Origin of the sequence: Hymenobacter polaris, from assembly GCF_012927305.1 — a bacterium.
Lineage (GTDB): Bacteria > Bacteroidota > Bacteroidia > Cytophagales > Hymenobacteraceae > Hymenobacter > Hymenobacter polaris.
In genome coordinates this window covers 1,793,591-1,808,929 of record NZ_JABBGH010000001.1, presented here as the reverse complement: position 1 = coordinate 1,808,929, position 15,339 = coordinate 1,793,591, and the positions used below count along the sequence as shown (strand labels likewise).

10 protein-coding genes are annotated in these 15,339 nt (G+C 64.2%); 3 read left to right on the top strand and 7 right to left on the bottom strand.

Annotated elements, in window-relative coordinates; translation table 11 throughout:
• Nucleotides 1-65 precede the first annotated feature (65 nt).
• From HHL22_RS07725 to HHL22_RS07715, 3 genes are all read left to right on the top strand, one after another.
• Nucleotides 66-1,754: a TonB-dependent receptor gene (locus tag HHL22_RS07725; protein WP_169530349.1), complete on the top strand. Its 1,689-nt coding sequence runs from the start codon at nt 66-68 to the stop codon at nt 1,752-1,754.
• A complete protein-coding gene (locus tag HHL22_RS24220) occupies nt 1,687-2,625 on the top strand; it encodes an outer membrane beta-barrel family protein (RefSeq protein ID WP_169530348.1) in 939 nt (312 codons plus the stop codon). Before HHL22_RS07725 ends, HHL22_RS24220 begins: the two co-directional genes overlap by 68 nt.
• 177 nt (nt 2,626-2,802) lie before the next feature.
• Nucleotides 2,803-4,245: a DUF6056 family protein gene (locus HHL22_RS07715; RefSeq protein ID WP_169530347.1), complete on the top strand. Its 1,443-nt coding sequence runs from the start codon at nt 2,803-2,805 to the stop codon at nt 4,243-4,245.
• A 50-nt stretch (nt 4,246-4,295) separates the two neighbouring features.
• Here the strand turns inward: HHL22_RS07715 and HHL22_RS07710 are convergent, their stop codons facing one another.
• The 7 genes from HHL22_RS07710 to HHL22_RS07680 form a co-directional block, all read right to left on the bottom strand.
• The gene (locus tag HHL22_RS07710) at nt 4,296-6,083 is read right to left on the bottom strand and encodes an ABC transporter ATP-binding protein (RefSeq protein WP_169530346.1); all 1,788 of its coding nucleotides are present in this window, start codon (nt 6,081-6,083) and stop codon (nt 4,296-4,298) included.
• Nucleotides 6,084-6,144: 61 nt separating this feature from the next.
• Entirely contained in the window at nt 6,145-6,513 is a 369-nt protein-coding gene (locus HHL22_RS07705) for a DoxX family protein (RefSeq protein ID WP_169530345.1), read from the bottom strand.
• Nucleotides 6,514-6,706: 193 nt separating this feature from the next.
• Complete coding sequence (locus HHL22_RS07700) at nt 6,707-8,233, bottom strand: efflux transporter outer membrane subunit (protein WP_169530344.1); 1,527 nt, start codon at nt 8,231-8,233, stop codon at nt 6,707-6,709.
• A gap of 148 nt (nt 8,234-8,381) precedes the next feature.
• Nucleotides 8,382-9,587 (bottom strand): efflux RND transporter periplasmic adaptor subunit, encoded by a 1,206-nt coding sequence (locus HHL22_RS07695; protein WP_169530343.1) that lies wholly within the window; start codon nt 9,585-9,587, stop codon nt 8,382-8,384.
• A gap of 210 nt (nt 9,588-9,797) precedes the next feature.
• The gene (locus HHL22_RS07690) at nt 9,798-13,178 is read right to left on the bottom strand and encodes an efflux RND transporter permease subunit (protein ID WP_169530342.1); all 3,381 of its coding nucleotides are present in this window, start codon (nt 13,176-13,178) and stop codon (nt 9,798-9,800) included.
• A gap of 432 nt (nt 13,179-13,610) precedes the next feature.
• Nucleotides 13,611-14,588 (bottom strand): hypothetical protein, encoded by a 978-nt coding sequence (locus tag HHL22_RS24360; RefSeq protein WP_317172636.1) that lies wholly within the window; start codon nt 14,586-14,588, stop codon nt 13,611-13,613.
• Nucleotides 14,589-14,747: 159 nt separating this feature from the next.
• Nucleotides 14,748-15,131 carry a hypothetical protein gene (locus tag HHL22_RS07680; protein WP_169530341.1) on the bottom strand — a complete coding sequence of 128 codons (384 nt, stop codon included), beginning with the start codon at nt 15,129-15,131 and terminating at the stop codon, nt 14,748-14,750.
• Nucleotides 15,132-15,339: the final 208 nt, after the last annotated feature.

Here is a 15,339-nt window from a genome sequence, read left to right as displayed (position 1 = left end):
GCCCCGCGGCGGGCCCGCAACCCTAGGGCCGCGGGCCGCGCCCTTGGCAGGCAACTCTCCTTTTTATGCCTGACAAGTTACGCGCAGTGGTGCTGCTGGCCGCCCTGCTGGGCGCCCGGCCCAGTGCCAGTTATGGCCAAGTGGCAGCCCCAACCACCCGCGCGGCGGGCCGCCTCACGGGCTTGGTGACGGATGGCGCCACGGGGCGGCCGCTGCCCTACGCCACGGTGGCCGTGCTAACCGCAGCGGGCGCCGTGGTGGCGGGCGCCGTGGTGGCGGGCGCCGTGGGCGGCGGTAGTGGCCGGTTTGAGCTGGCGGGCGTGGCGGCCGGCACCTACACGCTGCGGGTGAGTGCGCTGGGCTACCAGGAGCTGACGCGCGCCGGCGTGGTGGTGGCGGGCGGCGAGCAGGCCCTAGGGGCCCTGGCCCTGGCGCCTGCCCCCCAGCAGCTGAGCGAAGTGACCGTGACAGGCCCCAGGCGCCTGGTGGAGGAGCTGGTGGACCGCACCGTGTACCACGCCGACCAGGATGAAACCACCCGCGGCGGCGACGCCACCGAGGTGCTGCGCCGCGTGCCGCTGCTGAGCGTGGACCTGGACGGCAATGTGAGTTTGCGCGGTAGCCAGAATATTAAGGTGCTGATAAACAACAAGCCCAGCACCATCACGGCCACCAGCGTGGCCGACGGCCTGCGCCAGCTGCCCGCCGACCAGATTGCGCGGGTGGAGGTGATAACCGCGCCCTCGGCCAAGTACGATGCCGAAGGCTCGGCAGGCATCATCAACATCGTGACCAAGGGCAACGCCCTGCGCGGCGGCCAGCTGAGCGCCGATGGCAGCGGCGGCACCCGCTCGGGCACCCTCAACCTGAACGGCGGCTACCGCACCGGCCGCATGGGCTTTGCCCTGGGGGGCTTCGGGCGGGCGGGCTACAACACGCCGGGCAGCTTCCGCAACGAGCAGCAAACCACCGACCCCGCCACCAGCGCCCAAACCCGCACCACGCAGGTGGCCGATACGCGCCAAAACCAGTTGTTTGGCCGCTATACCCTAGGGTGGGATTTTGACCTGGATAAACAAAATGCGCTAGCGGCTTCGCTCACCTATGGCACCCGCAACGCCACCACTTACCAGGACGGGCTGCTGACCCAGACCCAGCCGCTAGCTACAGGCCTAGGCACCAGTTCGGCGCGCAACGTGCGCACCACCGACGAGTCGGGCACCGTCGATGCCAGCCTCGCCTACACCCACCTCTACGCCAAGCCGCAGCGCGAGCTGAGCGCGCTGGCCCTGCTGAGCTACAACAACCGCGACTACAACTTCGACAACGACATTTACGCTGCCACCGACGCGGCGGGGCCGGGCACGGCGGGCAACGACAACCACAGCACCAACCAGGAGCTAACCGCCCAGCTCGACTACCAGACGCCCACCCTGAAAAACCAGCTGCTGGAGCTGGGCGCGAAGAACATCCGCCGCCGGGTGGGCAGCGACTACACCTACTACGGCCAGCTGGCCAGTGCGCAGGCCGACAACTCGTTTCGGTATCGGCAAAACGTGGCGGCGGCCTACCTGGTCTATACCTTCAACCTGCCCCTAGGCTTCACTTTGCGGCCGGGCCTGCGCTACGAATACACCAGCATCGCGGCCGATTTTGGGCGCGGCGGCGCGGCCGAAATCGGCCGCGATGCTGGTGCCCAGCGTGGGGCTGCTGCACAAGTTTGCCAACGGCAACGTGTTGAAGCTGAACTATAACCGCCGCTTACAACGGCCCTCGCTGCAGTTTTTGAACCCCAATGTGCAGGCCGCCAACCCGCTGCTGCAAACCCAGGGCAACCCCCAGTTGCGCCCCGAACTTACCAGCAACTACGAGCTGGGCTACGGCACGCTGCTGCGGCAAGCCAACCTGAATTTCTCGGCCTTTGTGCGCCGCACCACCGGCTCCATCCAGTCGGTGCGCACGCCCCTAGGCCAAGTTGAGTACCCCGGCGCGGTGCTGATTGACTACCAGAACGTGGGCGCCGAAAGTGCCTACGGCGGCAGCGCGTTTCTTGATTTGAGCGTGGGCCAACAATTTAGCATCAGCGCCGGGCTGGACGCTTACTACCTGGTGCTGCAAAACAACGTGCCCGACCCGCGCTACGCCGCCCGCAACGCGGGCCTGGTGCTGGCCGGCCGCCTCTACGGCAGCTACGCCCTGCCCAAGGGCTGGGGCTTGCAGGTGTTTGGCTTCTACCGCGGGCAGCAGGTGCAGCTGCAAGGCGCGCAAAGCAACTTCGCCGTTTACAGTTTCAGCCTCAAGCGCGAGTTTGCCAACAAGCGGGCCAGCCTGGGTTTCGGGGCCGAAAACTTCTTTTCGCTGCGCAACGCCGTGCGCACCGACATCGCCAGCCTCCTGCTAACCCAAAATAGCACCGTTGTGCAGCACCTCACCAGCTTCAAGGTGTACTTCAGCTATCGGGTCGGCAAGCTCAGCGCCGAGGCACGCCCCCACAAAAACGTGAAAAACGACGACTTGAAAACCGACGAAAACGGCGGCGGTAGCCAAAGCGGCAGTTCCACGCCCGCCGCCACTCGCCCCGCGCCCGTTGCGCCAGTGGCGAAGCCAGCGGGCGGTAGCAAGTAGCTGCGTCGTGGTAGGTCAGGCGGTTGGACAAGCCCTGCCAGCCGGCCGGCCCCATCCAGCGAAATGCCCGTTCTTGTGGGTTAAAAAAAATGTGGGCTTAACGCTGGTTTGTTTTAGGTTGGCTGGGCCAGGGGCAGCGCTTGCAAGTGCGTATTTCTGCCTCAAACTTGTTTCTTCATGCCGTTTCGTGTCCGTTCTGCCGGGCGGTTGCTGCTAGCCGCTGGCTTGCTGGCGGCCCTGCTGCCCTTCTTCCTGCTGTGCTACTACAACCAGCCCTACCTGGATGATTTTGCGCTGGGCACCCTAGGCCGCACGCGGGGCCCGTGGGCAGCCCAGGCTTATCTCTACGCGCATCTATACGGCCGCTTCGTAGCTTCCTTTCTTCTAGTAGTCGGCAACCCGCTGACCTACGGTGCGCTGCGGGCCTACGGGCTGGCGAGCCTGGTTATCAACTTATGTACGCTGCTTGCCCTGTGGTTTAGTTTGCGCAGCCTGCTGCGGCCCGCCCTCAGCCGGCTTACTACGCTGCTGCTGGCCGGCGCGCTCCTGCTGTTCTTTATCGCGCTTATTCCCGATATCTACGCCTCGTTCTATTGGTTTGCCGCGCAGGTAACGCACCACCTGGCCGCGCTATATCTGCTGCTAGTGGTAGTAGGCGCGGTGCGTTTTCAGCAAGCCACCCGCCGGGCTCCTAAGCTGGCGTGGCTGAGTTTGGCGGTAATCGGCACCCTTTGCACGGGCGGTTCGAGCGAGCCGGCCACCGTGCTGCTGGGGTGGCTGCTGCTCGTGGCGGGCGGCATCAGTTGGCAGCGGTGGCAAGGGGCGGCCCTGCGCCTCTGGGCCGGCTTGCTGGGGCTGCTAGCCGGGGCGGCGTGGCTAAACGCAACGGCCCCCGGCACGCAGCAGCGCCTGCACGCAACGGCCTCAGGCGCAAGGAATATGGCCCCGCTGCTCGCCTCTTTTTGGCATCCGGCTTGGCTGGCCGGGGCGTTGGGGCGCCTGCTTTTTACTCCCGGCGTGCTACTACTGCTGCTGGCGCCGCTCGCGTTGCAGCCCTTGGTGCCCGCACTGGTAGCCGCGCGGCCCCGTGGGCTGCGGCTGCCTTTGCCTTTCGGCGCCGCCGTGCTCCTCGTCGGGATCCTGCTAGGGGCATTGCTGATGCAGGTGCAAATTGAAAGCCCCGCCATTTCGAGCAGAGTGGCTAATCTGCTGCTCTGGTGGCTGCTGCTTGGCTGGCTAGGGGCTTGCTGGGCGGCCCTGCCCGCTGCGGCCAGCCAGCGCCGCCCCGTTCCCAAACTCGTGCGGTACGCCATCGGTGCCCTGCTCGTGCTGTATGTGCTGCTGCCCGTGCGCCGGGCGTGGCGCGAGGTAGCCATCGAGGCTCCTAGCTGGTATGAGCAATGCTGGCAGCGCTACGCTTTTTTGCAGCGCCTAGCCCTCACTACGCCCCACGTGCGAGCGCAGGTGCCACCCATTCGGCGCGTGGTGCCGCGCTACGTGCTTATTCGGGGCTACGATATTGGCACAACTTACAACCGACCCTACAACCGCGATGTGGCGGCTTACTTTGGGGTTGACTCGGTGCGCGTTGACCCGGCGGCCCAGCACGCTGCCTTCTAGCACTGTGCCGCCCAATGGCCAGCCTTTTTACTAGTTATGCAGGGTGCGCATTAGGCCACCGCCGCTGCTACAGCACCTTCCTTGCGCTCGCCAATTTGCTGGCGCCACATGGCGTAGTAGAGGCCTTTTTGGGTAAGCAGCTCGTCGTGGCGGCCGGCTTCGGCTACGCGGCCGCGCTCGAGCACGAAGATGCGGTCGGCGTGCAGAATGGTACTGAGGCGGTGGGCAATGAGCACGGTGATGTGCTGGCGCGAGCCCGACAGTTCGCGCACGGTGCGGCCGATTTCCTCTTCCGTGAGCGAGTCGAGGGCCGAGGTGGCCTCGTCGAATACCAGCAGGGTGGGGTGGCGCAGCAGGGCGCGGGCAATGCTGAGGCGCTGCTTTTCGCCGCCCGATACCTTCACGCCGCCTTCGCCCAGTACCGTGTCGAGGCCCTGGGGAGCGCGGGCCAGCAGGGTGTCGGCGGCCGCCTGGTGCAGCGCGCGCAGGCACTCTTCGTCGGTGGCCTGGGGCGCCACGAAGCGCAAGTTTTCGCGGATGGTGCCGGCAAATAGCTGCGTGTCCTGCGTCACGAAACCGATTTGCTCGCGCAACTGGTCGAGGTCCACCTCCTGGCTGGGGATGCCGTTGTAGAGGATTTCGCCCGACAGCGGCGGGTAGAGGCCCACCAGCAGCTTCACCAGGGTGGTTTTGCCCGAGCCGCTGGGGCCCACGAAGGCAATGGTTTCGCCCAGCTTGGCCTCGAACGAGATACCCGCCAGAGCCGGCGCGGGCGCCGTGAGGTGCTTAAATACCACGTCCTCGAAGGCCAGGGTTTCGATGCGCTCAATGGCCCTAGGGTGGGCCGGCTTCACGTCGCGCGGGGTGTCAAGGATGGTTTGGAAATTATTGAGCGAAATCTCGGTTTCGCGGTAGGTGCCGATGATGGTGCCCAGCTCTTGCAAGGGCCCGAAGATGGAGAACGAGTAAATAAAGAACGAGAAAAACTCGCCCAGGCTAATGTGGTTTTGCACCCGCAAGTACAAGAGCAGCAAGATGATAATGTTGCGCAGTAAATTCACGAACGTGCCCTGCACGAAGCTCAGCGAGCGCAGGTAGCGCACCTTGCGCAGCTCCAGCTTCAGGATTTTGCTGGTGATGCCGTTCAGGCGCTCGGTTTCCTGCTGGGCCAGCCCGAGGCTCTTAATCAGCTCGATGTTGCGCAGGCTTTCGGTGGTAGAGCCGGCCAGGGCCGTGGTTTCGCCCACGATGGTGCGCTGAATGACCTTGATTTTCTTGCTGAGCGCGAAGCTCAAAATGCCCAGCAGCGGGATGGTGAGGAAATAGCCCAGCGCGATGGGCCAGTACACGGTAATGGCGTACCACATCACGAAGATGATGCCCACCACCGACGTAAACAGCACGTTGACAAAGCTTTGAATGAGCTTCTCCACGTCGAGGCGCACCTTCTGGAGCTTGCCCAGGGTTTCGCCCGAGCGCTGGTCCTCAAATACCTGGTAGGGCAAATCGAGCGAGTGGCGCAGGCCGTCGGAGTACATGCGCGCGCCCAGGCGCTGGGTGATGACGTTGACGTAGTAGTCCTGGAAGTTTTTGGCGATGCGCGACACCATGGCCACGCCTAGCATGGCACCAATGTAGGGAATGGCCTGCCAGAAAAACGGCCAGAAGGGCACGTTCAGCAGCCCGCTCACGCCGCCGGTGCGGGGTACAAAATGGTCAACGAGCCGGCGAAACAGGTAGGGGTCGAGCAGCGAAAAGACCTGGTTGACGGCCGCCAGCACCAGGGCCAGCACCAGCAGGGGCCAATAGCGGCGCAGGTAAGAGTAAAGCAGTTGCATAAAAAAACCGCCGGGCTCAGTGCCCGGCGGTACTTATAACAACAAAGTAGCCCAAATGGCCCTAGGCCAGCCGCGTGGGGGCCGGCCGGCGCAGTACCAGGATGGCCACCAGTCCCACTAGCAAACCTATCGCTCCCAGCCCGTTGGGCAGCAGCCCGCCCGGAATGCGCGTGGCGTGCATAAATGCCGCCCCAATCATGATGATAATCAGCCCTAGGGCCGCTGGGCGCACAAACTGCGGAATAAACAGGCCAATGCCGCCCAGCACCTCGCCACCCGCCACCAGGTAGGCCACCACCGTCGGCAGCCCCAGCTTGCCGAACATGGCTACCGTGTCGTTCAGGTGCAGGAGTTTGTTGCCGCCAGAGGCGATGAAAGCCAGCCCAATGAGCACTTGCAAAACCCAGGCAATAATGTTGCGCGCTGCCATACGAGAGAAAGAATAAGGTGAGGCGCTAAGGTAGTTGGCTTAGTGATTAACTACTAGTGACTAATGACTAGTTACCAACAAAAAAGCACGTCATGCTGAGCCCTGCGAAGCATCTCTACTGAACAACACCCTAGGCGGCGTGGTAGAGATGCTTCGGCAAGCTCAGCCTGACGTGCTTTCGTTAAGCACTAAGCTACTGCCAGCCGCCGCCTAGAGCCCGCACCAGGGCCACGGCGGCGCGCAGCTGGGTGGTTTGGGTTTGCACCAGCAGGCGGGCGGCGTCGAGGGTTTGGCGGTCGGCATCGACCACAGCGAAGTAATCGCTGAGGCCACGGCGGTAGCGCTCTAGGGTGAGGGCGCCGGCCAGGCGGGCGGCGGTGAGGGCCCGCTGCTGGGCCCGCAGCTGGGCTTCGGCGGCGCGCACGTTGGCCAAGGCGGTTTCGGTTTCCTCGAAGGCGGTGAGGGCTACGCCTTGGTAGTTAGCTTCTACTTCACGGCCCTGGGCGCGGGCCAGCTGCTCGGCCCCGCGCAGCCGGCCGCCATCAAAGAGCGGGATGTTGAAGCCGCCCCCTACGTAGTACGTCAGTCCCCGGCCCACGTTGGGCAGCTCGCCCAGCTGCGAGCTTTGGGGGCCCACAAAGCCGTTGAGCAGCAGCGTGGGCAGGCGGTTGAGGCGCGCGGCGTCGGCGCGCAGGTCGGCGGCGGCCAGCTGGCGCTCGGCGCGGCGCACGTCGGGGCGGCGGGCCAGCAGGCTGGCGGGCACCGTGGCCGGAATGCTGGGCAGCGGCGGCAGCAGGGCGGGGGCGCCAGTGGGGGCCGTGCGCGGGCCGCCCGGCAGCGCGCTCTGGTAGCTTACCGAGTCGGGCGCCAGCGAGGGCACCACAAAGCTGCTGGCCGGGCGGCCCACCAGCGTGGAAAGCGCCGCTACCAGCCCGGCCCGCTGGCGGCGCAGCTCAATAGCGGTGGCCTCCACGTTGGCCAGCTCGGTTTGGGCGCGGCGCACGCCAATCTCGTTGTCCACGCCGGCCTGGAAGCGCGCGTCGGTCAGTTGCACATTGTAGCGGCGGGCTTGGCGGGCGCTGTCGAGCACCAGCAGCTCAGCATCGAGGCCGCGCAGGTTGAGGTAGATGTCGGCCGCGTCGGCGGTGGTTGTTAGGCGCACGGCTTGCCCATCGGCTTCGGTGGCCTGCTCGGTGGCGCGGGCGGCTTGGGCCTGACGCTTGAGGCGGCCAAACAAGTCCACCTCGTAGTTCACGTTCAGGGGCACGTAGAACTGGGTTTGGGGCACGGCTACGGCCGGAATTACCGCCGACTGCAAGGGGCGCAGGGCCGACAGCTGCGACTTGTAGGTCTGGGGCGCCAGCGCAACGATTGGCACGCGCTGGGCATCGGCAATGCGCAACTGGGCGCGGGCCTGGTCGATGCGCGCCACGGCGGCCCGCACCGAGTAGTTCTGTGCCAGGGCTTGCGTTTCGAGCCGGCTCAGCGTGGTGTCGTTAAACACTGCCCACCAGGCGGGCAGGCTGGGCACTTGGGGCAGCTCGCGGGCGGTGTCGCGGGCTACTGGGGCCGGCTGCTCGGGCCGCCCGCGCCCCAAAGAGTCCACGGGCGCCGTGTTTTTAAACGCCGTGGGCACGGGCACGGCGGGCGGCTCGTAGCGGTAGCGCGTGGCCGCGCAGCCAGTGAGCGTTAAGCCGAAGATAAAAAGGGAAATACGCATGCCAACTGTTCTCAGAAGAACGTCATGCTGAGCTTGTCGAAGCATCTCTACTGCGCAATTAACTTCAAATGCAAGAGTTACTTATTCAGTAGATATGCTTCGACAAGCTCAGCATGACGTTCTTTTTTCGTTGTTATAAACTGAACTACTACTTGGCCAGCGGCGACGAGACCCTAGGGGCGTCGGGGTCGTTGGGGCCAGGCTTGGTGGGGGTGGGGCCGGTGGGCTTGGGGGCGGCGGGCGCGGCTTTGGTCGTTACGGCGGCGCCCTCGGCCAGCGTTTCGGCGGGGTTAATTACCAGCTGCTCGCCGCCCCGCAGGCCGCGGGTTACTTCCACCGTCGAGCCGAAGTCACGGCCGGTTACGATGGGCTGGAAATGCACCTTGCCGTCGCGCACGACAACTACTTTGGGCTCGATGCCCGGCACCAGGGCGTTGGCCGAAATCAGGATGCTAGGGGTAGTTTGGGGCAACTCGAAGCGCACCTGGCCGTAGGCGCCGGCCCGCACCTGCTGGCGGCGGTTGGGTAGCTGCACCTCGGTGCGCAGCGTGCGGGTGGCGGGGTCGAGCGAGGCAGCATCGCGCGAGACGTGCGCCTCGAAGGGCTTGGTGGGGTATTCGGGCACCAGCACGTCGGCGCGCATGCCTTTTTTGATGCCGGGCACGTAGTTCTGGGGCACGTCCACGAAGGCGCGCAGCGTGTCGGTGTCCTCCACCTTAAAGAGCTGCGTGCCCGTCGAGTTGCCGCCCGTCACCAGCGTGCCCACGTCCACGTTGCGCTGGGTAATGGTGCCGCTAAAGGGCGCCACCACCTGCCGGAAGCTGCGCTGGGCCTGCAGCTGCTTCACCACCGCCTGCTGGGCTAGGTACTGCGCCCGGCCGGCGTCCACTTCTTGCTTCGACACGGCGCCGGGCAGCCCCACGCTTTCGAGGCGGCCAAACGAGCTGCGGGCCAGCGCCAGGTTGGCCTGGGCCTGGGCAATCTGTTGGTCTAGCTCGGGCGTGGCAATGGTGGCCAGCACCTGGCCCTTGCGCACGTGCTTGCCGATGTCGGTGGTCCAACTCTGCACAAAGCCATTGACGCGGGCAAACACGAAGGTTTCGTGCAGGGCGCGGATGTCGGCGGGCAGGCGCAGGGCAGTGGTGTCGGGCGCGCGGCGGGCGGGCGCCACCAGTACCACGGGGCTAGCGGTGCGCTCGGTTTGGGCGGCCTCGCCGCGAGCGTGGTTGTTGCGCAGGCGCGGCACGATGCCCACCACGAAAAGCAGGCCGAATACGGCTAGTAAAATCAAGATAACCAGCCAGAAGCGGCCGGTGCCGGTATTTCGGGGTTGGGTGGCGGTAGGGTTAGACATTCGGCTTAAGGTATTTGGCGCGGCAGGGCCCTAGGGGTAGCAACAGTAAAAAAAGAGTGAGTAAAAGACGTCATTCCGAGCCTGCGAGGAATCTCGCCCGCTTCGTTGAATGGTGGTGCAATGACACCTGGATGACTTCAAGCGAGACTCCACGCAAGCTCGGAATGACGGCCTGACGGGTGGCTGCCAGGCCGTAAGAGCGCCAATACCCTAGGCCGCCTGCGGCGCGGGCACCTCGTTGGCTTCCTGCTGAGCTTTGGCTTCCGCTTTTGCCTCGCGCTCCTTGAAGAACGAGAACATGATGGGCACAAAAAAGAGGGTAGTAACGGTAGCCAGCATCAGCCCGCCAATCACGGCGCGGCCCAGCGGGGCGTTTTGCTCGCCGCCCTCCCCTAGGCCCAGCGACATGGGCAGCAGGCCGATAATCATGGCTAGGGCCGTCATCAGCACCGGGCGCAGGCGGGTGAAGCCGGCATCCAGGGCCGCGTCGCGGGGCGCCAGGTCGGGCTCCTCCTCGCGGCGCTCGTTAGCGAAGGTGACCAGCAGGATGGAGTTGGCCGTGGCCACCCCGATGCACATGATGGCGCCCATCAGAGCCGGCACGCTCAGGGTGGTTTGCGTCACGAATAGCATCCACAGGATGCCCGCCAGCGCGCCCGGCAGCGCCGTGATGATGATGAGCGGGTCGAGCCAGCTTTGGAAATTCACGGCCATCAGTAAGTATACCAGCACGATGGCGCCGGCCAGGCCCAGCTCCAGGCCCACGAACGAGGTGCGCATCGAGTCGGCCTGGCCGCGCAGCACCAGCGTGGTGCCCTTGGGCAGCGCCTTCTTATCCTTTTGGTACTTAGCCATCACCGCCCTGATGTCGCTGGCCACGCCCCCTAGGTCGCGCCCGCTCACGCTGGCGTAAATGTCCACCGTGCGCTGGATGTTATAGTCCGAAGCCACGGCTACGGTGCTGGTGCGGCGCACTTTAGCAAAGCTGGTCAGCAGCTGCGGCTCGGGCTGGTTGGCGCCGGTCACGGTTATCTGGTTCAGCTCGTCGAGGGTGGCCAGCTGGCTAGGGGGCGTCTGCACGGCCACGGTGTAGTTCACGCCGTTTTGCGGGTTCAGCCACTGGTTGGGGTTGGTTTGGGTGCTGCTGCTCAGGTTCACCAGCACGTTGTTGGCAATGTCGCGCTGGGCCAGGCCGGCCTGCTGGGCCCGCACCCGGTCCACGTCGAGGCGAATCTGGGGCTGGTCAAACTTCTGGTACACAAAGGCATCGACCACGCCCGGAATGCCCGCGATTTCCTTTTCCATCTTCTCGGCCAGGGCGTGGTTGGCGGGCACGTTGCGGCCGGTTACCTGAATGTCGATGGGCGCGGGCAAGCCGAAGTTCAGCGTCTGGTTCACGATGTCGGCGGGCTGGAAGAACACCGTCAGGTCGGGGTACTTCTGCTTCAACTCGGCCCGAATCTGGTTGATGTAGCCGGCGGTGGGGCCGTGGTCTTCCTTCATGCTCACCAGTATCTCGCCGTCGCCGGCCCCGATGGTAGGGTTGTCGCTCAGCAGCAGGTTGATGGAGATGGCCGGCAGGCCAATGTTGTCGAGTATCAAGTCCAGCTCCTTGGCCGGAATCACGTGCCGAATCACCTGCTCGACCTGCCGGAAGCGCACCTCCGTTTCCTCGACCCGCGTGCCGGTGGGCACCCGCACGTGCAGGCGCAGCTGGCCGGCATCCACGGTGGGGAAGAAGTTCTCGCCAATAAACGGGTACAGCCCTAGGGAGCCGATGAACAGCACCGCGAAGGCCGCGCCCACCAGCCCGCGGTGGTCGAGGGCCCAGTCGAGGGCGCCCTGATAGGTGTGGCGAAACTTCTCGAACCCGTGCTCGAAACCGGTGTGGATGCGCCACACCCAGCTTTTTTGAATGCCCTCGGCGGCGGCTTCCTCGGCTTTGGTGGGGGGCGCTTCGGCTTCTTCCTCGGGCGTGCCGCTAGGGTGCTCGTGCTCGAACTGCTGGCGGTGCAGGCGGGCCAGGTCGCGCTCGGCCTGGCTGACTTCGCGCCCGTTGCGGAAGTGGGCGCTGGGCACTTCCTCCTCTTCCTGGGCGTGGTAAATGGGCAGTTCCTTGCGTAGCAAGAACATGACCATGGTGGGCACCAGCGTGCGGCTGAGCAGGTACGAGGCCAGCATGGCGAAAATAACTGCCGTGGCCAGGGGCGCGAAAATGGCCGACGCCACCCCGCCCAGGAAGAACACCGGCACAAACACGATGCAGATACTCAGCGTGGCCACCAGCGCGGGCGTGGCAATCTGCTGCGCGCCGTCCAGAATGCTGCGCTTGAGGCCCTTCTTCTGGCCCATGTTGCGGTGAATGTTCTCGATTTCCACCGTGGCATCGTCTACTAAAATGCCCACGGCCAGCGAGAGGCCCCCTAGGGTCATAATGTTGAGCGTCTGGCCCAGGATGTTCATCACCACGATGCTGACCAAAATGGACAGCGGAATGCTGGTGGCAATGATGAGCGTGGAGCGCCACGAGCCCAGAAACAGCAGTATCATGAGCGCCGTGAGCGCCGCCGCGATGCTGGCCTCGATAATTACGCCCTTGATGCTGGCCCGCACGAAAAACGACTGGTCGAACAGTAGCTTGATATTGAGGCCCGCCGGGGCGTTGGCCTGAATGTTGGGCAGCGCCTTCTTGATGCCGTTGATGATGGTGAGCGTGGAGGCCGCCCCGCTTTTCAGAATCGGGATGATGGCCGTGCGCCGCCCGTTCTGGCGCACGATGTTCTGCTGCACCGCCGAGCCCTCGTGCACGAAAGCCACGTCGCGGATGTAGGTCGTTACGCCATCTACCGTCTTGATGGGCAAGTCGTTGAGCGTGGCAATGGCCTCGGGGCTGGAGTTGAGGCGCACGTCGTACTCGCGGTTGCCAATCTTGGCCGAGCCGGCCGGAATAATCACGTTCTGGGCCGTGAGGGTGTTCACCACGTCGTCGGCGCTCAGGCCCTTGCCGGCCAGCTTCTGCGGGTCGAGGTCCACCATCACCTGCTTGGGCTTGCCGCCGTTAGGCAGCAGCACCGAGGCGCCCGGCACCACCGCCAGGCCCGGCCGAATAAAGGCATTGGCCGCGTCAAACAAGTCCGACTCGCCTAGGGTCTCCGACGAGAGCGACGTCTGGGCAATGGGCACGTTGGAGGCCGAGTAGCGGATGATGAGCGGCGGCGTGATGCCGGGCGGCAGCACCCGCAGCAGCGTCTGGTTGATGGCCGTGAGCTGGGCCACGCCCGCGTCGGGGTTGGTGCCAGGCTGGAAAAATACCTTAATCAGCCCGATGCCCTTGAGGCTCTGGCTTTCCTGGTGCTCCACGTTGTTGACGGTGGTGGTGATGGCCCGCTCCACCGGAATGACGACGCGCTGGTTCATCTCCTCGGGCGCGATGCCCGAGTAGGTCCACACGATGCCTACCACCGGAATCGGGATGTCGGGGAAGATGTCCACCGCCATTTGCCGGATGGTGAGGATGCCGCCAATCAGAATCAGCAGCGCCATTACCACGAAGGTGTAGGGCCGCGCCAGGGCCAGTCGTACTATCCACATAAGTGCTCCGCTATCGTCACGCTATCAAAACCGGGCAAGGACGCAGCCTAGGCCGGCGCCGTTGCAGAACGGGTAGCCGCCGGGTGGGAGAGGGGACGGCCGGCAAGCTAACCAACCAAGCGGTTAAATGGTTGACGTAGAGCAGATGAATGTTTAGTGTAGGGCTGCTGCCAGCCAGCGGCGGGCTAGTAAGCTCAGACCCTAGCACCGGGCAAAGCGCCGCAGCCTTAGCCAGCTACCCACGAATTGGTGAGCGACGCACGGCTCAGCAGCCAGGCACCCCCTAGGGGGGATTCATGCCAAAAAATGCCGCGGCTTAGAAGAAAAAATAAAGTCAATCCAGAAATAAAAAAAGCCCCTTCCGCAGGGGAAGGGGCTTTTTTAAACTTAGTAAGCGTAGCGCGCTAACGCTACCTTAGGGGCAAGGCTATCTTAATAGCGATACACCTTTTCGGCGTTGTTCTGCTTGAACGACTCCTCGAAATACTTGGCGTCTTCGGCATTGCGGGGCTTCACGCCCATCACGATGCCACCGTTTTTAACGCCTTCTTCGTACTCCACGGCGTGCTCCTCGGGAATGCCCGAGCCTACCAGGGCGCCCACCAGGCCGCCCGTGAGGCCACCAGCCCCGGCGCCCGCCAAGGCCGCCGCCAGCGGACCGGCAATAATGAGCCCAAGGCCCGGCAGGGCTACCGACGTGCCGATGGCCGCGATGGCGCCAATAATGGCGCCCGCCGTGCCGCCGATGGCCGAGCCTACGCCCGCGCCTTCCATAGCTTTATCGCCCAACTCAGTGTGCTCATTGGCGTCGCCGAAATGCGTTTTGCGCGTGTCGTCCGACATCATCAGGTGTACATCGTCTTTATGATAGCCGCGCTCGTGCAGCGCCTGGTAGGCGCGCTCAGCACTAGTGCGGTCCTTAAACATACCGCTCGTAGTGCCCCCCTCGCGGTAATCATTGTCATAGCTGTCATTCTCGCCCGTTACGGCGTCCTTAACGGCATGGCCGGCCCGCGAGGCGGTATTCTGCACCGCGTCGATGCCGCGGCCCACGGCCGCGCCTGCCGAGCCAGCTACGGCCGCGCCTTTGGCCGTGGCGCTATAGTCGTCGCCGGGGCGCGAAGTCTGGTCGGAGTTAGTTGCCGACGAATTGGTTTCGGTGTTGCCGTAGGTAGAGCCGGTGGCTGAAGCGCCGCCTTCCATCGATTGGGTGGATGAGTCGAGGGTATCAGCGTCCGACGAGGTGCTACCACCGCTAGCGCCGCTGTAGTCGGTGCCGCCGGCGTAGCTGGTGCTTTCGTTGCTCAGGTTGCCGCTGTTGCCCAGGCCAGTGCCGGTATTGCTGGTGCCGTAGTTAGAGCCGGCGCCAGTGCCGGAATTCATCGGGTTGTTGGGGTCGTTGGTATTCATTGGAAAAGGAAACTTGGGTGGGAAAACGGCCTATGCCGTCTCGTTTAGCTTAACGAGTCTGGGCGCGCGGGGTTGCGCCCGGCTGGTTTTCGGCGCAGACGGCCATAAAAAAGCCCCGGTTAAGACCGGGGCTTATATAATTGATAACTAGTTATTAAGCTAAACCTCAGACAGAGCGGCATACTGCGCATAGTTTGCTTCTTGCAGCCAAAAGCTGCGGCAGTCCCGAATCAGCCCTTTCAAAAACTGCTCGTCCTGCTTCAGGCTGCGCCACTCGCCCAGGCCCAGGCGCTCGCACAGCTTATAAAAGTTATCGCCCTGACCTTTCGAACCCTGCACCCGCACCAGGCAGCTCAGCAGCGGCCGGCCCGCCTGGTGCTCCTCGGTCGAAATCTCGGCCAGCATCTCGTTCAGGCGCGATTTCTCGTGCGAGATATCCAGGTTCAGGCCCAGCTCCGACTCTTGCACGAGGGTGAGGTAGCTGACGGTGCCCACCTGCTGGCGGGCATAGCGAATAAGGTACTGGCGAAGGCGATTAGTCATAGCGAAGGATGGGAAAATGAAATAATTTAACTAGCGGGGCGACAGCGGCAGCCTAGCTGCGCGCCAGCCCCTAGGGGGCCCGGCTCGCGCAACGCGCCACTATCTTATACGTACGAACCGGTCGCCCCGACCGGTTCTGGTTTGTAGATAGATACCAAAAATCGAGCCGGCGTTGCGTCCAGGCCAAAATTTTAGGGGGTTGCGGCGC